This is a genomic window from Sulfolobus tengchongensis (assembly GCF_036967215.1).
GTDB classification, from domain to species: Archaea; Thermoproteota; Thermoprotei_A; order Sulfolobales; family Sulfolobaceae; genus Saccharolobus; species Saccharolobus tengchongensis_A.
This window is the reverse complement of sequence record NZ_CP146016.1, coordinates 105,945-126,904: the sequence shown is the minus strand read 5'-3', so window position 1 is coordinate 126,904 and position 20,960 is coordinate 105,945. Positions and strand designations below refer to the sequence as shown.

20 protein-coding genes are annotated in these 20,960 nt (G+C 34.5%); 4 read left to right on the top strand and 16 right to left on the bottom strand.

The genetic code is table 11. The annotated features are described in order from the left end of the window. Positions 1-47 precede the first annotated feature (47 nt). The 14 genes from lysS to V6M85_RS00700 form a co-directional block, all read right to left on the bottom strand. Positions 48-1,433, bottom strand: coding sequence for a homocitrate synthase (gene lysS, locus V6M85_RS00765; protein ID WP_338601778.1), 1,386 nt, complete (start codon positions 1,431-1,433; stop codon positions 48-50). Between the two features lie 63 nt (positions 1,434-1,496). After that, positions 1,497-1,772: a hypothetical protein gene (locus V6M85_RS00760; RefSeq protein ID WP_338601775.1), complete on the bottom strand. Its 276-nt coding sequence runs from the start codon at positions 1,770-1,772 to the stop codon at positions 1,497-1,499. 4 nt (positions 1,773-1,776) lie between these two features. Next, entirely contained in the window at positions 1,777-2,457 is a 681-nt protein-coding gene (gene pyrH / locus V6M85_RS00755; protein WP_338601773.1) for a UMP kinase, read from the bottom strand. 32 nt (positions 2,458-2,489) lie between these two features. Beyond that, entirely contained in the window at positions 2,490-2,672 is a 183-nt protein-coding gene (locus V6M85_RS00750) for a chromatin protein Cren7 (protein WP_338601771.1), read from the bottom strand. A gap of 111 nt (positions 2,673-2,783) precedes the next feature. Beyond that, positions 2,784-3,581, bottom strand: coding sequence for an SDR family oxidoreductase (locus V6M85_RS00745; RefSeq protein ID WP_338601768.1), 798 nt, complete (start codon positions 3,579-3,581; stop codon positions 2,784-2,786). Between the two features lie 24 nt (positions 3,582-3,605). Continuing rightward, on the bottom strand, positions 3,606-4,475 hold the full coding sequence (locus V6M85_RS00740) for an NAD(P)-dependent oxidoreductase (RefSeq protein WP_338601765.1): 870 nt from the start codon (positions 4,473-4,475) through the stop codon (positions 3,606-3,608). A gap of 22 nt (positions 4,476-4,497) precedes the next feature. Beyond that, a complete protein-coding gene (locus V6M85_RS00735) occupies positions 4,498-5,613 on the bottom strand; it encodes a pseudouridylate synthase (RefSeq protein ID WP_338601762.1) in 1,116 nt (371 codons plus the stop codon). Further along, positions 5,582-6,925, bottom strand: coding sequence for a signal recognition particle protein Srp54 (locus V6M85_RS00730; protein WP_338601760.1), 1,344 nt, complete (start codon positions 6,923-6,925; stop codon positions 5,582-5,584). The genes V6M85_RS00735 and V6M85_RS00730 overlap by 32 nt, the downstream gene beginning before the upstream one ends. A gap of 2 nt (positions 6,926-6,927) precedes the next feature. Then, positions 6,928-7,323, bottom strand: a complete 396-nt coding sequence (locus tag V6M85_RS00725; protein WP_338601758.1) for a translation initiation factor IF-5A — start codon at positions 7,321-7,323, stop codon at positions 6,928-6,930. A gap of 342 nt (positions 7,324-7,665) precedes the next feature. Then, complete coding sequence (locus tag V6M85_RS00720; RefSeq protein WP_338601755.1) at positions 7,666-8,835, bottom strand: DNA topoisomerase IV subunit A; 1,170 nt, start codon at positions 8,833-8,835, stop codon at positions 7,666-7,668. Next, positions 8,832-10,424, bottom strand: a complete 1,593-nt coding sequence (locus V6M85_RS00715; protein ID WP_338601752.1) for a DNA topoisomerase VI subunit B — start codon at positions 10,422-10,424, stop codon at positions 8,832-8,834. The genes V6M85_RS00720 and V6M85_RS00715 overlap by 4 nt, the downstream gene beginning before the upstream one ends. 27 nt (positions 10,425-10,451) lie before the next feature. Beyond that, positions 10,452-11,390 (bottom strand): deoxyhypusine synthase, encoded by a 939-nt coding sequence (locus V6M85_RS00710; RefSeq protein ID WP_338601750.1) that lies wholly within the window; start codon positions 11,388-11,390, stop codon positions 10,452-10,454. Beyond that, the gene (locus tag V6M85_RS00705; protein ID WP_338601748.1) at positions 11,387-12,835 is read right to left on the bottom strand and encodes an RtcB family protein; all 1,449 of its coding nucleotides are present in this window, start codon (positions 12,833-12,835) and stop codon (positions 11,387-11,389) included. Before V6M85_RS00705 ends, V6M85_RS00710 begins: the two co-directional genes overlap by 4 nt. A gap of 73 nt (positions 12,836-12,908) precedes the next feature. Continuing rightward, complete coding sequence (locus tag V6M85_RS00700) at positions 12,909-13,148, bottom strand: hypothetical protein (RefSeq protein ID WP_338601745.1); 240 nt, start codon at positions 13,146-13,148, stop codon at positions 12,909-12,911. 74 nt (positions 13,149-13,222) lie between these two features. Between V6M85_RS00700 and V6M85_RS00695 the strand changes: the two genes are divergently transcribed. Together V6M85_RS00695 and V6M85_RS00690 are read left to right on the top strand one after the other, a co-directional pair. Continuing rightward, a complete protein-coding gene (locus V6M85_RS00695; protein WP_338601742.1) occupies positions 13,223-16,021 on the top strand; it encodes a DEAD/DEAH box helicase in 2,799 nt (932 codons plus the stop codon). Between the two features lie 111 nt (positions 16,022-16,132). Continuing rightward, a complete protein-coding gene (locus tag V6M85_RS00690) occupies positions 16,133-16,402 on the top strand; it encodes a DNA-binding protein (RefSeq protein ID WP_338601739.1) in 270 nt (89 codons plus the stop codon). Here the strand turns inward: V6M85_RS00690 and rgy are convergent. Then, positions 16,367-19,870 (bottom strand): reverse gyrase, encoded by a 3,504-nt coding sequence (gene rgy, locus V6M85_RS00685; RefSeq protein ID WP_338601736.1) that lies wholly within the window; start codon positions 19,868-19,870, stop codon positions 16,367-16,369. The two genes, V6M85_RS00690 and rgy, sit on opposite strands and share 36 nt — an antisense overlap. Before the next feature lie 120 nt (positions 19,871-19,990). On the opposite strand from rgy, the gene alba1 reads away from it, so the two are divergent. Then, positions 19,991-20,284, top strand: coding sequence for a chromatin protein Alba1 (alba1, locus tag V6M85_RS00680; protein WP_338601733.1), 294 nt, complete (start codon positions 19,991-19,993; stop codon positions 20,282-20,284). Between the two features lie 79 nt (positions 20,285-20,363). Continuing rightward, on the top strand, positions 20,364-20,684 hold the full coding sequence (locus tag V6M85_RS00675) for a hypothetical protein (protein ID WP_338601731.1): 321 nt from the start codon (positions 20,364-20,366) through the stop codon (positions 20,682-20,684). Here the strand turns inward: V6M85_RS00675 and V6M85_RS00670 are convergent. After that, positions 20,659-20,943, bottom strand: a complete 285-nt coding sequence (locus tag V6M85_RS00670; RefSeq protein WP_338601729.1) for a hypothetical protein — start codon at positions 20,941-20,943, stop codon at positions 20,659-20,661. The genes V6M85_RS00675 and V6M85_RS00670 overlap by 26 nt on opposite strands. Between the last annotated feature and the right edge of the window lie 17 nt (positions 20,944-20,960).

Genomic DNA, 20,960 nt, shown 5'->3' with positions numbered 1-20,960 from the left:
ATTTTAAATATAAAATACCTTATCCTTAAAAAGTTTTAGAAGGGAATTTACATTCTCTTAAGAACTAGAGAAGTTAGAGTCGACTTCACTCCTTTAGTAGCTCTTATACTTTCAATTATCTGGTTTAGATCATTAGAGTCTTTAGCCTCTACTTTGACTAAGATATCATAATCTCCTGAAATCTCCATAACCTCCTTAACACCAGAAATTACTGATAAGCGTCTAGTAACTGAAGTAGTGTAAACGTTGGAGTCGCACTTAACAGAAATAAGCGCTTCTATATGTTCTGGTGGCCTTGGTTTTAATATCCTCCCAGTTACTTCTTCAGCTAACTCTAGTAAATCTACATCTCTATAAAATCTAACTGTGGTATTAGATTTAATTTTAGCTAATATTTGATCTATTTCTGCATCAGATAACTTTACACCCAATTTTTCATATTTGTCTCTTAATGCGTGTTTTCCAGTGTATTTATCTATAGTATAATCCCTTGATCTACCAAATGTCTCTGGTGGCATAAACTCGTATGTTCTAGGATCATTAAGCACACCTGCAACATGAACTCCTGCTTTATGCAAAAATGCATAATCCCCAGTTATAGGATAATTAGGTGGCATAGGGATACCGCTGTATTTCTCGACAAGACTTGATACGTATTGTAACTTATCCAGCTTTACTACATCTATCCCAAAATGATATTTAATTGCAGCAGCTATCTGTTGCAGAGGAACTATACCCACTCTCTCGCCAAGTCCATTAACTGTGGTATGAACGATTGTAGCACCACCCTCTACTGCTGCTAATGCATTAGCAACCGCTAAACCTAAGTCATTGTGGGCATGTATATCAAATTCCAAGTTTGGGACCTCTTTTATTAATGCACTGAACAATTCCTTAGTTTTGGATGGATATAATATTCCAACAGTATCGGCTATGCTTACCCTATCAGCTCCAGCATCCCTAGCTACTCTGGAAACAGTAACTAGGAATTCGAAGTCTGTTCTTGACCCATCTTCAGCAGTAAATCTCACTTTAACGCCATGACTTTTAGCATAGCTAATAGTCTCAGCTATTACCCTTAGGGCCTCCTCTCTAGTAGTCTTATGTTTAGCTTTTAAATGAATATCACTAACACCATAAAATATCGCTATTCTATCTACTTCTAATTCGGCTGCAATTTCTATATCCCTTTTAACTGCTCTACTGTGACCTACAATTTCTGATGTTATAACTCCTTCTTTCTTTAGTTTAATTATTTTTTTGATTCCCTCATAAATATCTGGAGAAACCGCTGGATGACCTGCTTCTATCATAGCTACTCCTAAATCAGATAATGCCTTAGCAATCTCCACCCTTTGTTCTACAGTGAATATCACACCAGGAGTCTGTTCGCCTTCTCTTAGAGTTGAATCTAAAATACCTACTTTTACCATATGAGTGAGAGTTAAGGTAAAGGATATATAATGAATTCGGTAAAGAAAGGTTCGAAATACGAATTATCTTATAGTGTTTAGTATCAATTGACTTACATTCTCTATGCCTATTTTTTGGTAATATTTCTGCAATATATCGGCAATTATATCATAAAATTCTTTATTCTTTCTTACCTCATCTAGATGGCTTGAGTAAACGTATATTATAGTCGTCTTAATGTTATTACTTCCCCTTAAATCTAGCTCTATCTCATCCAATATTTGCATTACCAGATCAAGATTAACCTTACCTTTAAATTGCCTTAGCTTTACAAACTCCGGATCTTCTAAAATTGACATAATCTCACGCTGGTTCTATTACCGATGATACTTCCTTACCATTTAATATGTTAATTATCTTATCAAGTTTTCTATAATTCATCACTATAACTCTTATCTTTGAACGCTCAACTATCTTTATAGCTAAGGGATCTAATAGCTCATATGTACCTGCTTGAACTGATTGTGACGATTCTAGAATTTTTCTTAAATCTGCAGTAGTTAAATGAGGTAGTAACTTTACGTCATTATAAATTCTCGGATCTTTCTCATAGACACCATCAACGTTAGTGGCTACAATCAACGTCTTAGAAGAGGATGCCTCAGCCACTAAAGCAGCCACGGCCGCGGTAGATTGTCCCGGCTGAAATCCACCAGTCACTACAACCTTTCCATGAGACCAATCTTGTATAAATTCCTCTAAGCTTTGAGGAACGTGCATATAAGCCAGATCTTGCAAAGAAAACATCACTAAGTAGGCATTAAGTCTAGATGCCCATATACCTAACAAATCTAAATAAGCTTCACCTATCCCAATTTCTCTCGCCAATTTTATATATCGTCTAGCTGTGGAACCCCCACCAGTAACTATTCCTACTCTGAATCCATGTTTAATTAAGCTCTCTACACTTTCCCTTAAGGTTAATAGATTATTTACATTATCCTCGTCAAAAAATTTCCCACTTATCTTTAAAATAATGTTCATCACTTTATCAAAAAAGGGAAATAATTTTAAAGTTATATGGGGTAGTCATCTGGTAGTTTGTGCCTAAAATATTTACCCGATTCTGGGTCTTTGAACAAACCTATTTTCACACCTTTTCTGCCCTTAGGTGCTAAAGCCCACACTTTCTCTGGAGTTAATTCCATCTCTTTCCCACTTGGTGTTTTTACTTTTACTGGCTTTTTCCCTGCACTCATATTTTCTCTATAATACTAATATAGGACTAATTTTATAAACCTTTCCATGACTTAGATGAAGGATAATACCTTAAGTCCTTCAAGGGTAATATTAAAGGTTTCCATTAGCTCTTAAATCGACCTAGTCATCCCGCCATCAATTAGAATTGACGTACCATTAATGTAGCTACCATAGTCTGAGGACAAAAACACTAATAGGGAACCTAATTCCTCTTTTATATTTCCCGTTCTGCCAATAGGTATTTGTGAAATGACCTCTCTTTTCCACACAAAGTCTAAAGGCTCGCCAGTTTTTTCAGCATATCTTCTCAGAGATTTTTTTGCACCTTCTGTCTCAAAGCTTCCCATTAAAATTGTATTAACAGTTATGTTATATCCGCCCAGTTCCTTGCTAAGTAGTTTTGCCATTTGAATTAAAGGGGCTCTTGATATGTCAGCTAATGAAAACATCCTTTGTGGCTCCTTAACTGTCCAAGAAGAAAGGAAAAATATTCTGCCCCATCTTTGAGCTCTCATGTATTCATGAGTTAAATTTACTAATTTTATTGCGCTTAGGAGATATAATTTGATTGAATAGTCCCAATCATCTAAAGTGTTTTCAAAGAAATAAGAGGGCTCTCGGGGTGGATTTCCAGAATTTATTATTAAAATATCTATTCCATTCATAATTTCAATACTAGACTTAACTAATTCCTCTAATGATCTAAGATCTGTTAAATCAGATACGAAGCCCCATACAGATGGGCTTATATTTCTCATCTCTAGTAATGCTTTCTTTACCTTCTCTTCATTTCTAGAGGATATCACAACATTGCAACCTTCTCTTAAAAAGGCTTCTGCAATACCTCTACCTATCCCTTCAGTTGACGCTGTAATGAGAACCCTTTTACCAGAAATATTAATGTGCATAAGAAATTTTTGGAAAAAAGGATTTTAGGTTTTAGGGGAAAGCCTTTTGAATACCTCAACGATTGAAATAAAATCGGCTTCAGAATAACCTAATGCCTCTGCCATTTTATATAATTGTAACGCTAATGAAGATATTGGTGTTATAACCTTCAAGTTCTGCGCTTCTCTTGAAATAATTTCCAAATCTTTACTCATGTGTTTAGTAGCAAATTGAGTAGAATAATCTTCTTTCAATAGCTTTGGAGCTTTTAACTCAGTTGTGGGAGACCTAGCGCTACTTAAGGTAGTTAAAATATTAGCTATTTGTTGAGGATCTAAACCAGCTCTTACTCCAAAGTTATAAGCTTCCGCAACTGCTGCAATATAAGAGCCTAAAAGTAAGTTATTTACCAATTTAGCATAAAGTCCCATGCCGTTTGAACCCATATATACTACAGCGGACGCTGTTTCCTTAGCTATGTCATAAACTACGTCAAACTTATCCTTTGGTCCGCCTACTAACACTACTAATTTTTTCTGTTCAACAAATGTCGAGGTTCCTATAACTGGTGCGTCGTACATTAAGCCACCACTATTCTCTATTTTCCTTGCAAGGCTGATACTTAACGTAGGGCTTATTGTACTCATGTCAATTAAAATCTTACCCTTCATTAAAGGTGTTAGTGGCTCTACAACAGACTTTACTGCATTATCATCGGCTAGCATAGTTATTATAACGTCTGATGATTCAACAAGTTCCTTAGTGGTTGAAGATTTTGCAACCTTATATTCTTTAACGAACTTTTCCATTTTATCTTGAGTCCTATCAAAAACTACATTAAGCTTGCCTGCTTTTGCTAAATTTGCAGCAATTCTGTATCCCATTATTCCTAAACCTATGAGACCTATCTTCATAAACTAGCTATTATTCTACTAGTTAAAAAGATTTCACGTATGTTTCAATTATATTTTTGATTTTACCATCGATATCAATTAGATCAATAGCTAATACTATGATATCGTGCTCAGATTGTAACTTATTTACTTTCTCCTTTAATTCTTCAAATGATCTAGCGTCAATATAGATATCGTACAAATTATCATATACTCTCATTGCACCTTGAAGTTCATTATGAGAATAGAAGGAAACCCTATATTTCTTCATTACTGGTTTAGAGACAGATATAGCATATAACTCTCTTCTCCCTATTTGCATTACTCTCAAAATATTATATCCATATACTTCTATCTTCTCCCTATTTTCATTTTCTATAACCAAAGGATAATCGACAAAAATTCTTACTTCTGAAGGTTCAGAAAATGCAAGTATAATCTTTTTTTGAAGTAACGTGTCGAGACCTTTCTTATCTTTTTCTCTAGAAAACCAAGACGATATTGGTATATTTCTGCTTAAGCGATTATAAACGTATAACATCCTTGTATTCTTTTGAATAATAAAAATTTGTTTGTCAGAAAGTCTGTAAACTATTTCGATTTCAGGATTCTCTAGATTTGGAGGATAACCTTTCTCAGTTAGTATTTTACCAACTTCCCTCTTTATTTCGTATTTAATACTTTCATAATATAAAAGATTAAATTCCTTAATAAGCTCGTTTTCTTTTCTTTTTATTTCTTCATCTAATTCCACACCCAGTACATAATTCTTAGCTTTAGACTGTGATAATAATTCAAGGGCCTTGGAAGCAAAGTCCCGCTTTATTTCCTCTATTTCATTTTTGCATATATAGCATGCATGCGTTTGGAAGTCTAAAGAAAAATACAATTTAAACCATTTCTCTCCTATTGATCCAAGATTCTCCATTATACCTTTAATTGAGGAAAGATCCGTAATCTCATGATTTTTTATCTTCTCGTCTAAATAAAGCATAAGTGAGATTTTTATAGCCTTGCCTCTTTCCCTATTTTCTAGACCATATCCTAATCGTGCAAAACAGCGACCTAAACAACTATCACATAGGGGATACTTAGATAGTAAACGCATTGCTTTTTCTATTATCCATTTATCCGATTTTTCCTCCGAAGAGTTTCTCAATATCGCCCCTCCTTCTTTTAACCATTTTTAGCAACTTATTCATGTTATTATACCATTCTAAAAGTTCTCTTACCTCATCTATCTCTAATCCAGCCCCTTCAGCTATTCTTCTCATCCTCGACTTGTCAATTATATTTGGATTCTCTAATTCCTTGTATGTCATGGAATTTAAAGCAGCCATCCATCTCCTAATTTTTTCTTCTCCTAATTTTAACTGCTCTTCGCTGGGATTTGGAAGCATAACGCCTAGTCCAGGAATATGTTGCAACACCTTAGAAAGAGGACCCATTTTTCTTAAGGCTACCATTTGAGCGTAAACATCTTTAAGCGTCAACTTTCCTTTACCCTCGATAACATCTCCCATTTTCTTCTGTATTCTTTCATATTCCTCTAATCCCTTTACTTTTTCTAATATAGCTTCTATATCTCCCATGCCAAGTATTCGGGAGACATATCTCTTAGGATTAAATACCTCTAACTCGTCTATTTTTTCTCCAGTACCTATGAATTTTATCGTAGCCCCAGTAGCTGCGACTGCTGATAATGCACCTCCTCCTTTCGCAGTACCATCCATCTTAGTTATTATTATAGAACCTATGGGACTTGCTTGATGAAATCTAGATGCCAAATCATAAGCTTTTTGACCAATAGAAGCATCTATAACTAGAATAACATCATCTGGTTTTAATACTTCATACATCTCCTTCATTTCCTCTAGAAGTTTGTTTTCTTCACCATATCCATGCCTACCTGCGGTATCTACTATAATAATATCCACTTTGCTTTTAACGAAAATATCCACACCTCTTTTTGCTATCTCTACAGCGTTTGGATTATTTGGCTCACCGTATACGGGTACGCCGATCTGATTACCTAATTGCGTTAATTGTTCATATGCAGCTGGTCTATATACATCAGCAGCAACTAACCCAACTTTGTAGCCTCTCTTTTTGTAAAAATAAGCTAATTTCCCTGCTGTAGTGGTTTTTCCACTACCTTGAACGCCAACTAACATTATGACATAAGGTAATTTGTTGGGATTAACGTTTGGTTCTTTATCCCCTCCAAATAATTTAGATAGCTCGTCGTAGACTATAGATATAAACCATTCCTTTCTCTCCAAAACAGAAGGAGGTTTCTCTTTACTTAATCTTTCTTTGATCTTTGCTGTTAAGGAAAAAACTAGCTTAACATTAACGTCAGATGAGATGAGAGCTTTCTGAAGATCTTTTATGAACTCGTCTACGGCTCTCTCATAGGGTGTGGAGCCTGTTAAAAACTTTCTTACTGCATCCCTTATATTCTCTAGCATTATTACTTAACCCTAACTATTTTTCTTCTTCCCATTATTTCCCAATATTCCACTTCAGCGTTGGGCCTTACTTTAGATGCTATTTCATCCTCTGTAGGTTTTTCCATTTCGAAAGTTTCATAGGTTTCTAGGTCCATTATCTGTATTTTATCTCCCATATCGGCAATTATTTGACCCACATGCTTCTCAATTATGGGAACTTCAACTTGCTGGTCAACAGGTGCCATTAATGTCTTTTTAGCCCCGCTAAAGACACCTATAGCTACTACGTTAGCCTTTGCACTGCCATGCTTTCCGGTTTTCGCTTTAGTTATCTCTACTACTCTACATGGTTCTCCATCTATTACTACATAACTACCTACTTTCAAATCACCGACTGTCGTGTACGTTATACTCATCTTTAACCCTCTATCATATAAAAAGTGTTAAACTTTAAACTCTTACTCTTATTAAACCGCTCTGAGCTTTGGCCCTTCATCACTTTTCAGGCCTAGCTAGGTCTTCACAGCAATTTTATTTTACTTCAAACTAGTTATTAAAGTATGCCATGGAAAATAAGATGTACAGAGTGTAATACTGAACGAATACTAAATATAAGTTTTGACATAAGTTCTCAAAAGACCATCTACATTTATTGTAATATATGTAAGAGAAATACTTTTAATGAGATTTTAGGGTATATTGAATAGAAGTGATGAAACCCATAAGATTGATAAAATGAAATAACCTGTCTCGGCTGATTAAGCTATGTAGTCCTTGTTAGTTATCTTCTCTGGAATATATTGAAATGCAAGGAATTTGAGACCCTTACTAGCCATAGCCTCTATTTCCAATTTTGACTTCTTTTGCAAAAATGTATTTATCTCTTCTTGCCATGCTCTTGTTTTAAACCATTCATAATTCTTAATTTCTTCGGCCCTCTTTATATCAGCGTCTTTAGCCTTGATTATATAATTCTTTCTTTCGGCATCGCTTAAATATGGTTTCTTTTTAGCATTTCCAAAAATGTCGCTCATTGATACCCCTAAGAATTTAGCGTCTGGCGTAGCTAATCTCTCACTCTCATAAGACAATGATATCGAACCTATTCTAAACACGCTAAATATATACCATCCGTAAGGGTCAGCATCAGTTAAGATATACACTGGCAATTTCAGTTCTTCATTAAGCCTTCTAACGAATCTTCTAGTTGCCCTATCTGGTTGGCCTGCACTTGTTATCAAAATTGACTTATATTGTTTCCAAAAACCAGCCCTATGTAACTGCTGAAACACTGCATCCTTCTCTACTACTAATACGAATTCAGCATCCACATCTAAGAAATCTATCAGATCTGGTGTAGGTTCAATCGCGTACGCACCATGACCAGTTTTACTTAGATCTATCACATCATTTCCACTCCTTATTCTTAAATTACCTACTACCTTCCCTTTTTCTTTACTAAGGATAAGCATTTCCTCTCTTAACAAAGACGTAAATACTTCAATATCTACTATTACACTATCAGATTCCTTTTGTTCGTCCCAAGTATTTTCCTCAGATATTGTCCTATTATCTTGAATAGACTTTAACAGAAGAGAGTGTTTCCCCCTATAATAAAGATCACGTATCGTGGGATATTCATCATTAATTAACGCGTCATAAATAATAGAAGCCATTAACGCTGTCTGCATGAATCTTTTAGCTTCGTTTAAATCTAGAAAATTTCTTTTGAGTTTCTTCTCTCCTAATAGGAGTAATTTTCTTTTTTCGTCATAGATGGCATTAGATAATGTTCTCATTGGAATTTCCATAACTAAGGGCTCGCCTCTTTTAAGCTGCTCGATTAAGTTTAGAAACTTGTCACGTAGTATATTAGCAGCCTTTCTTCTAGCCTCTTTATCGACTTTAGATGTAAGTTCTGAACTCATTCACTATCCACCTTATACATTTTTCTATATTCGTTGATATCAATTAAATTTAACTTCTTAGAAATTAGTCCAAACAATTCATTCTCTATCTCACTTTGATATTTTGAAACTAGCTCTTTATTACCATTCACTAGAAAGGTCGCAAATGACCTACTGACTTCGGGAACGTATTTCAGATAAGTAAGTAATTTTTTCTTTGCCTCCTCTTCCTTTCTCTTCTCTGTCAAATACTGCTTGAGTTTCCTTGCAACCTCCATTAATGCATTTTTTATTTCTTTTTCAATATCTTCAACTTCCGCTATACTTTCCTTACCTGCACTTTTATAAGGGATTTTGGTACTACACAAATGAACCATGACAACCATCTGATATTGCTCAGATTCTATTCCATATCTCTTCCAATCCAATTCCTCTACTACTTTCCATATAACATCAGACTTCTCATCATATATTAATGGAATCTTATTAGCATATCTAAGAACTATTGGTTCCTCACCAACTGGAACACTTCCACCAAAGGCAATACCGGCTTCCACTATAAAGGGATGCCCTTGATATGCTTTAGGTCTTCTAGTGATAGAAGCAACAAATTCTGGATTAAATATTTTCTTTAACCCTAACTCTATTAAATCCTCACCTATTACGGACAGTGAGTCTGCTGAAGGTGATCTAAAATCTTCGTATTTCTTAAAAACCTCAACTAATCTGGTTATTTCCTCCTCTGTTAAGTTCTTAACTTTTTTATTGGATTTTAAACCTGCTAACTCTAAGATTTTATCTGCAGTGGTCTCTCCTATACTTTGAAATTCATTTATTAAGAATTCTTTTATTGTGTAGTCTCTCTTCAGATTATTTATCATTATCTTTATTTCTTCTCTATCAACCCCGTAAGGATGAGGCTTAACCTCTTGAGGTGGTTTAGGAATTTTATTTGTGAGTCTAGGATAATACGTAACATTTCCTTCTGGATCTTTAAAGATGAATTCCGCATACGGAGTTATGATATAGGTTCTTTTAATATATTCATAAATTCTAGGTTTAGCTTTAGTCCAATCTCCGGGAATGTATATCGATACTGAAGTGCCATGAAAACCTTTGTCATTTACTATGGATCCTCTCTCTACAATTACTGGTTCATTTTTGTTTATATCAATCTTTAACTTAAATATATATATTCTTTTAGAATTTATGGGAGAAGTCTCAATTTCTATAGGCCTATCTTGATGCATTTGACTATATAAAACCGCTGCCTTAACACCAAGACCGTACATACCCCTAGTTTGTCTATTCACATATTTTGAACTATATAATACCCTTCCAAACGCATTAGGAACCTCATGAGGTGGAAGACCTATTCCGTTATCAACTACATTAACCTTATATATCTGTCTAGATTCGTCAACTAAATCGATTACAATTTTAAGGTTAGGTAATATCCCGTGAACATCGGTTGCGTCCAAGGAATTCTCCATTAACTCCCTAACCGTTTGATAAAGAGCCCTAGCTGGATTAGGAAAACCAGCTAATTCAGGATTCCTTTTAAAGAATTCCGCTGGCGATAAGCTAGTAAACTTCTCTTTGGCAGACATAAGTGTTACACCTTATATATTAAAGTTTTAGCTTAATAAAGACGCAGCCAAAATAGGAACTATTACTGTAGCATCTCCATATATAGTAACATGCTGAGCATTAGGCCTAATCTTATTCCACGATATGGCTTCCCTGGGCTTAGCTCCACTTAAACTACCATCATATTCTTGAGCAGTAGTCACATAGACCGCATAATCTAGGCCATCCTTGAACTGATTCCACCATATCGTATGATGCTTACTTATACCTCCACCAATTATTAATGCGCCGCTCTTCTTGCAGGAGAATATTAAATCTTTAATAAGACGCATATCTTCAAATAAATTGATTCTAAAATTTAGAAATTGCGATTGTATAAATAGATTTGTACCAAAACTACCATCAACTATTCCAGGTACTATTATTGGAACCTTCTTTTCATAAGCTTTCCTCAGAATCGAATGAGGATCGTTAATTCTCTTCCCAAACTCCCACAATAGTTCATATACTCCAATTTCTCTTTTATCTTTAATTATTTCTGGCAAGAACTTCCTTACAACATCTTCTATTATCTTACCATAAGATTCAAAGGGTACCAAAATATTGCCTAATCTATGAATCTCTAAATCCTTTAACATAGCATCATCTAACTCAAAAGAACCTTTGTAGTATTTTCCACCAAAACTTCTAGCCAAATCATGGTCCACGGTACCTCCTGTGGTCACTATAACATTAAAGTATCCTTTTTCTATAAGATCTGCAAACAGTCCCCTTAATCCAGTTGAAACTAAGTTAGCAGTAAATGATAAAAATCTCAAGTCAGCAGTCTTAATCATCTCTTTAAGTATTCTAGATCCATTAACTATATTTTCACTACTAAAACCGTATATTTTGTTAAATATATCAGTTATATCCTTATATTTCTCTAGATCATTAAGTGTAATATCCTCAATGGGGTTCTTTAAAAGCTCATCTCTGCTTATCATCCTTTCGTAACCCCTATAGGTCTCAAACGCATAACTAACTTTGCTATCTTAACTTCATGAGCTACTTTAGCTACTCTATCTACATCTTTATAAGCTCCAGGTGCTTCTTCTGCTATGACTCTTCGTGTAGCGGCCTTCACAACTATTCCTTTTTCAGCTAAAGTCTCTACAACTACATTTGCAGGATAGTTTCTTACAGCCGCCTCTCTAGACATCCATCTTCCAGCCCCATGAGGTGCAGTGAACCAGGTTCTTCTACCCTCTGGTATACCAACCATTACATAACTAGCAGTACCCATACTGCCCGGAATTAAAACTACTTGGCCAGTGTTCCTATGATCAGCAGGAATTTCTGGACTTCCGGGAGGAAATGCTCTCGTAGCGCCTTTTCTATGTACTAATACCTTTTTCCTTTTACCTTCAATAGTATATTCTTCAATCTTAGCTATATTATGAGCTACGTCATAAACTATATGAAGATCTAACTTCTCAGGATCTACTCCAAATACTCTACCAAAGCTTTCTCTTGCCCAGTGAGTTATTAATTGTCTATTCGACCATGCAAAGTTAGCTCCAGACGCCATTGCATGAAAGTAATCTTGTCCTTCTCTGCTCTCAAAAGGTACAGCTGCTAATTCTCTATCTGGAAGTTGAATGTTATATTTCTTCATTGCTCTTTCCATTATCTGTAAGTAATCACTAGCTATTTGATGACCTAGCCCTCTAGAACCTGTATGCACCATCACCATCACTTGCCCTTCATGATCTACTCCTAACGCTTTCGCAATTTGAGTATCGTATATCTTATCTACAACTTGGATTTCTAAGAAATGATTGCCTGCACCTAGAGTACCCAATTGAGAGGCTCCTCTCTGTTTTGCTATTGGACTTACTTTTGAAGGATCTGCTAATTCCCAGCTACCGTGTTGTTCAATATGGTCCATATCTTCTTTCCATCCAAAGCCTTTCTCTACCGCCCAGGCTACTCCTTCGGCTAGTAGTTGATCTAACTGTTGAGTTGTTAGTTTCACTTTACCTTCACTTCCTACACCACTAGGAACATTTCTATGTAACTCTTCAACTAGTTGAGCCAATTTGGGCTTTACATCCTTATAATCTAAATTTGTCCTAAGTAGCCTAACTCCACAATTTATGTCATATCCAATACCACCTGGACTTACTACACCTCCTTCATCAATTGATGTAGCTGCTATTCCTCCAATTGGGAAACCATAACCTTGATGACCATCTGGTAAGACGTAAATGGACTCTTGAACTCCAGGTAAACAGGCAACATTTGTAGCCTGCCTTAAAGTTAAATCTTGTTTCATTTTCTCTATCAGAACATCATCTGCAAATACAGTAACAGGCACTTTCATACAACTTTGAACGCCTTTATCAATACGCCATTCATATGAGTTTACTCTAGTAAGGTTAATCTGCATTTTCGCTCGAATATAAATATTACCTAGCCTAAATAAAACTGCACCTATTAGCTAAGTATTTATTTTCTAACTGCTAAATTTTCTTTTCAGCTTTTTTGCTAGCTGCTTCTAAGATCTCTTCATATTTCTTTTTTACCTTTTTTAATGAAGAGCTAATACAATCAGTATCAGATCCTATAACAATTTCTTTAAGAAATTTGTAAGCACATGCTTTGCTGTGGAAGTATAATTTATCGCTACCTACCTCAAGAATGACCCCTTGACCCTCCGGGAAAACTCTACCGCATGTATTACAAGTGTATTTCTGTGTCATAGATTGATCGTTGATTTTATATTTTTAAAAATAACGGTAAATGGTGCTATTCAGTAAATTTGGTGTGATAATTAATGCTAGATAGACTTGACCAGCGATTAAGACAACTGATAAAGGAAAAGAACTGGAGCAAGCTGACTAATATACAAGAAATGTCTTTCGAACCAATAAGTAACGGACATAATACTCTTATTATAGCCCCAACAGGTTATGGAAAAACTGAAGCAGCTTTACTGCCAATTTTAAACAAAATGTTGAAGGAAGATGTAAAACCTGTAACTGTGATCTACATTACACCATTAAAAGCTCTGATTAATGATCTCCTGTACAGAATTGAATGGTGGTCATCTAGGTTAGGATTTTTGGTCAATAGGAAACATGGAGAGGTACCCCAGAAGGAGAAGAACTTAAGATTAAAGAGAATCCCGCATATAATGGTTACAACACCAGAAGGGTTGGAAATTGATTTAGACTGGGCAAGCAGGTTTAGGGAACATTATAAAAACGTTAGATGGGTTATAGTGGATGAAATACACGAACTAATAAACTCAAAACGAGGTACTCAATTAGCTATACTATTAGAGAGATTGAAGAACTTTATCGGATACGATTTTCAAAGGATTGGTTTATCAGCAACGGTAAATGACGAGAAAAAAGTCGCTAAATTTCTCTTTGGATCTTCTGAAAGAAAAATGTCAATAATAAGACTAAATGACAGCAGAAATTTTGAGATAAGGATACACAAAATTGATCATAATGTTCCTTCTCTGTGGAAGAATGCGGCAGACAAAATAAACCAACTAATAGAAAGACCTACTCTAGTCTTTACAAACTCTAGATTTTCGACAGAAAGATTACATGAAGAGTTAGAGAAGTTAGGAAATAAAGAAATTTATGTTCATCACTCTTCAGTTTCTAGAGATCTTAAGAATTTAGCAGAAGGAGAACTAAGGAGTGGTAACGCAAAAGCAGTTGTTTGCACGAAAACATTGGAACTAGGAATACACGTAGGTGATATTAAAAAGGTAATTATGCTTAGACCTCCAACTTCTGTTGCGTCATTTCTTCAAAGATTAGGTAGAAGTGGGCATCTAGTACATGGAGTTCCTAAAGGAGAAATAATATGTTTTTATGACTTCGATGTATTAGAAGCATTTGCATTATATCTTTCAGCTAAGAATGGTGAAATAGAAAAACCTTTCATAGATGATGGTTTAGATGTAGTTGCAAGAGAGCTAGTAGGCATGATATTACAAAATCAGAAGGTAGGGATTGAGGAAGCCTATAATGTCATTCATGGAGCATTCGTTTATAGAAATTTGGAATTCTCAAAATTTATGGAACTTGTCAATTATTTAGCTAAAAATAATATTATAAAAATAGAGGATGACTCATTAAAACTAGGTCAAGGATTTTTTAAAATATGGAGGTTCAATAGAGATATAAAGAGTGGCTGGGGAAAAGATTTCTCCGAATTCTTTTCGCTAATTAACAATGATGAGACTTTTACCTTAAAGTATAATGGAGTAACAGTAGGTGAGATAGACGCAGTCTACGTTTACAAACACGTGAGATCAAATGATGTAATAAGGATAAGTGGAAAATTCTGGAAAGTAGTAAGGATAAACACAAATAAGAATACGATAGATGTCACTCCTGCAAATGAAGGTGAAGGTGAAATACCAATATGGAAAGGAGAAAATACATCGAAGTCCTCACTGATGGTGGAATATATTAAGAAAATTATGAGAGATATAAATGAATATTATTTATTAATGAATGAAATTATGGATAAGAATTCTAAGGAAAGTATAATGAAACTAATAAGCGAATATGGTAAGCGAGGCCTTGATATGCCTACGGAAAATGTCATATTAGTGGAGAATAAGGAAGATGAATGGATTTATACAGTGTTAATCGATGAAAAAGTCTCAAACACTTTATCTCATATTTTACTTTATTTAGTAACAAAGAAATATACATTAAACGCCTCCAGCAGAAGTTCAATATATGGATTTTCTGTAAAAGGAACGCCAACAGATTTACTAAAAGAAATAATAAACATGGATGAATCTAAAATTAAAAAAATCATATTGAAATCTATACTGAGGTCTCCAGTCTACGTTGCAACGCTTAAAGAAATCCTGCCAAGCTTTGGTAAGATCTCAAAAGTTAATCAATCTGAAGACAAATTCCTAATAAGGGAAGCATTAAGACAAACCATAAAGAGATACTTTAGTATAAGAAAAACCTTAGAATTTATTAGAAAAGTGAAAGAGGGTAAAATAAAGATAGTGTACACAGAAAATGCTGGACCATTAACTGAAGCTATACTTGCTCATGCACAAATAAGGCCCTGGCTATTCGATTTGAACATAAGCATATATCACAGTTTAAAAGGTGGTGCATATACTGTTAGTGAATTGTCAGAAATCTTAGGAGTTTCAGCAAAGAGCTTAGAAAATAAATTGAAACAACTTAGAAGAACTAACGGCAAGTATAAAGTTATGTCTTTCGTAGATGTTGACAGTAGAGAAAATAGATGGTGCTTATATGAAGATTTCATAGAAATTGTCAAATCTGAAGAATATTATTCCTCATTTGCGCCTTTAAATAATAATGAGATATTTGTAGCTGATTTCAAATCTGGCGATAATGAAGTAGAGGTATTATTTAAACCAATTGATTTAATAAATAACCCAGAGGAAATACTGAGAAAAATACCATTTAGTGCCATAGAAGAGGTTAAGATCAGAGAAGCTATAGATACCTCCTATCAGTTTGTACAAAAATACTATCACGTAGGAAAAGACGTGATAGTATACTTATTATTAAATGCTGTTGCATACTTACAAAGCTTAAAATATTCGTAGGATAAACTTTCTTATTGATGATGACGCCCTTCAATTTGAATGGTGATAAGGGCCCGTGTTACTGAACATTAGATTTATTTTTGCATATCCGTTTATGACACGTGAGAGAAAATGTCGCAGAAATTGAATGAAGTGATCGTTAGAAGATCAAGAAGTGTAGAAGATCACGTTTTAGATATAATCGTCTTATTTAATCAAGGACTTGATGAAGTAATATTAAAGGGAATAGGAAAAGAAATCTCTAAGGCAGTGGATGTTTATAATTCGTTAAAGGATAGATTAGGTGATGGCATACAGCTGGTAAGTGTACAAACCGGAAGTGAAGTAAGGGATAGAAGACGCATATCATACATTCAGCTCAGACTTAAGAGAGTTTACTAACGTTGAAATTTCATTGTAGATCTCCAATATAACATTAGAGGCATTTAACTTATTCAATGCTATATCATCCAATTTGGTCATTAACCTAGATGTCGTTTCTTCAGATACTAGGTCATAGAACTTAGAACGTAAGAACTGATACACTGAAATACCACGTTTTGTTGCTATTAAATACGACTTTTTCTTACTGCTGATAACATATCCATGTCTAACAAGATTTTCTATTGTCTTTGCATACGTGCTAGGCCTTCCAATCCCTTTGGATTTCATTAACGATATAACGTCTGAATAATTCAGTAATTGCTCACTTGATCCTCTACTGGTTCTGATTTTAGGTTGTACTTTACCTAAAGGCAGGTTATATACTTTCATTGGGTAGACCTTACTGAAACCACCTTCGACGTTAGTTAATAGTTCTACAGTAATTTTATCATTATCGTTAATTACTATCAAATACTTAGTTTTAGTACCTATTGCATGCAACATTTGACTGGCAATAAATCTTCTAAATATTAAGTCATAAATTAGGAAATGTAGCTTGCTAAATCTTATGGGGTATCTATATGGATTTTCCTCTATTTCCTGAGTTAATTCATTAACATCTATAGTTCTAGTAGGTCTTATTGCCTCATGGGCCCCCTCATCTGAGGATTCCCACGATCTAGGAATAAAGTCTGATGCTAACCCATGCTTATGTAGATACTCCTTTGCTATCTCTATGCCAACCGATGAAATACGAGTGCTATCTGTTCTATGATAGGTTATCAATCCAGCTTCAAATAAGTCTTGAGCAATTCTCATAACGACGGTTGCAGGCAATTTAAACTTCATATTAGCCTCAATAAGTAGAGTATCCGTAGTGAAGGGAGGAACGGGCGATAACAGTACTTTGTCCTCAGAAATTTTTTCGATACTGATTTCTTTTAGACCATTTATATACTCTTGCATTTTATCTTTACTGTTAAAGTATTTTTTAATGGAATAACCTGCAACATCTATATAAACGACATATCCCATATTATTTTTGTACTTGAGTGTCTTATCTGCTATCCAGCCTAGAACTGGAGTTTGTACCCTACCAGCACCATGATTGTATTCATTAAACTTTGTTTTAAGTAAACTACTTAGTTCAAATCCTATCCACCTATCTTCTATTCTCCTAACTATTTGACTCATTACCAGATTAATGTTAATCTTTTTAGGATTTCTCAATGCCTCTAATATAGCCTTCTTAGTAATTTCATGATACGTTACTCTATAGATATTTGAGTTATATGGAGATAGTAGCGATGCTAGATCAAATGCTATCTTCTCGCCTTCAGTATCTGGATCTGATGCTATGAATACATTGTCAACTGACAGAGCAAGCTCTCTAAGCAGATCTATTGAAGTTTCGACTGATTGCACATTTTCAGAGCCACAATATGGGCATCTTTCTGAAGAGCTTGAAAATGACTTATTGCAGTCTAAACATCTCTTTATCAAACTGTAAAATGGTCTTATATCTCCGTTATTATCTATCTTTACACCGTGGTAACCTACATCGTCTAAAGTTAAGTCTGTAACATGCCCTTTAGAAGCTACAATATCAAGCACGTAAATTTGGTTACCGTCTACTATTATACTTTCATAAATTGGTATTTTGTTTACAACCCTTACTGACGGTCTACTAAATAACTTAGCTATAGTCTTGGCTTTTGTAGGAGACTCGACTATAAGAAGACCAGTAGATATATTGAAATGTACTCTGTTTCCCTCGTCCCTTCTAGATTCATCTAACTTAGCTTTCAATTCTAATAGATTAAAATCGGATATTGAGAGAAATGATGCCGTAGGATATAATTTTTGCATCTTTCTCTTTAATATTTCAAATAAGTAATTATCATCTACAAGTATAATCGATAACCCTAGAGTTAACCCACCATTAAAGAGCCTACTAGCCCTTCCGGAACCTTGTAAATAAGTTATTATGTCTGGATAAGTTATATAATAGTTTGAGGCTTGTTTAGTAATAACAAAATTGTCAGAGATAATTATGTTTTTTCCTACTTCTCTTAATTTGTCCTTGATAAGTGAAATATACGATACCAGATCTTCTCTTATTCTTTCTAACTTCGGGTTATTAATTAACTCATCTTTAATTATAGAGAACTTTAAAACTTGCACTTCTGAGGGGCTCAGTACTAAAATCTTATTCTGCAAATCTGAAAGATCTATATTAAGTAATTTGGCTACTCTAAGTAGTGTAAAGGGATTAGACAAAGCATCAAACAAATTAACTTTTACTTTAGGTACTCCGTAAAATATCACATATTTTAACCTTTTAGGTTCATCTATACCTCTAACAGCCACGCCATAATACGAGGCTGAACCTATAAGGATATCTATCTTTCCTTGGGAAAACTCATCAAGAAACTTCCTGCCACTAACTGCAATTTTTGAATTAAAACCTAGACTGTCGACATAGTCCTTTATTTCCTTTAGCTTATTTTTTCCATACTCTTTTGAAACTAGAATTAAACCTCCTGATCCTAATTCTTTAATAATAGAAAGATCTAGACTATTGATGTAAGTATCCACAATATTTCTAGCATATAGTTGAATAGATGAAGGTTCAAATCCAGTTAGTAGCCTTAAAGCTTTCTGCTTTATACCCTTAGGTCTTATAGTAGCGCTAGCTATTACTAATTGTGAGATTTTATCCTTAAATTCGGCTATCTTGAGTTCCAATTCTCTAATTTTATCCTTAATTTCTTCACTATATTCGTCATTAGAGAAATAATACTTATTTTTAAGCCTAATTAGCTGAATAGCACTTTCATATACCTCTTTTGGAATACCTAATAGGCTGACCAACCTATCAGTTGTCTTACCACTCTTTATTACGGCATCAGCATCATCTATTGCAACTAATGTTGGTTTGAAATAAGCTATCGAGTCTATATTCCTATTTAGGTAATTTATAGTTATCACACTTACCTTCTTGTCATCTACTTTTCCACAAGATACATTAGCTCCTAATTTTTCCAACCTCTTACAAACTTGTTCCATTAATGATTTAGTGGGAACTATATACACAACACCGTGATTAACGAAAACTGAATACACCATTAGTGTTGTGGTCTTTCCTAATCCAGTGGGAGCAGACATGGTAAAGCTTTGATTATTAACAAGTCTTCTTAACCACAATTTTTGAAGAGACCATGGTTCATATCCCGTTTTATCTTTAAAATATTTAAATACAGATTCGTAAGTTGTGATATTATAGTATAAATTCCAATAGTTTTTAATTTTGTTATCATTAATTAGAATATTATATAATACCTTTACCCTTGAGACATGATCCTCGTTGTCTAACTTAGTAAGATAGGGAAGGCAAGATTCGCACGGGAGCCCATTTAATAGCCTAGAAGCGGAAATATCTCCACCACAGTTAGGGCAGGAGTTTTTATACACTACATTAATCATAGCTAGAAAAAATCTTTACCATGGTAAGATCTTTTAAAAGAGTTATCGAAGTGTTACTCTATTCGGTTAACTTTTTTAGCTTCATATGAATGTGTATTTGAGACCAAAAAGGTGGAAAAAATGAGCAGTGCAACCCCAACTCCAAGTAATGTAGTATTAATAGGAAAGAAACCAGTAATGAACTATGTCTTAGCTGCCTTAACTCTATTAAACCAAGGAGTTAGTGAAATAGTAATTAAAGCTAGAGGAAGAGCTATTAGCAAGGCTGTAGATACTGTAGAAATAGTAAGGAATAGATTCTTACCAGACAAGATAGAGATTAAGGAGATTAGAATAGGAAGCCAAGTAGTAACAAGCCAGGACGGAAGACAGTCAAGAGTTTCAACAATCGAAATTGCTATAAGGAAAAAGTAAGGGTAACATTTTTTAGACTTTTCTTTTATTATGCGCTACTTTTAATAAGGAGCGTAAGTATAATATTTATGCGATATATATGAGCCAACCCACAATAAAAGTTGAATTTGAAGGAAAAGCCAAAATCGGGGAAGTAATGGGCAATTTCAAAGCGATACAACTAAAACCAGAAGATTTCTCTAGCCCATTATCATTACAGATGGCACTTTCCAGGATATACTCAGAGCTAATGAATATGTTAAATCAAAGACAAGATATTCACTATGTAGCAGACGTTAGATTTACAGACTCTATGGGGAATCCAATAAGCGTAGGAGTAGATTTTGGGGATAAAATTCCTCCATTAAGCAGGAAAGAGGTTAAAGTTAAGATTACTATCGAATTCTACGACGAAGAATAGACCTTCTTTCTAGATAAGCTTTAGCTAAAAAGGTAAGGACGAAATCCTCAAAAGGATTGAGCCTATATTCGACACTATTTAATTTAGTTATTAGCCCTATTTTGCTCATATACTTTATACTACTGTACGATACTTTTTTAGAGAAATAGGGTTTTAAAACATAAAAAGCATCACCTATATTAAACTTTTCGTATCTAAACTTTTTGAAAAGTAGGAAATATATTATTACCTCCCTCTTTTTAAGCCACCTCATATTCATCAGCCTGGTTATTCATC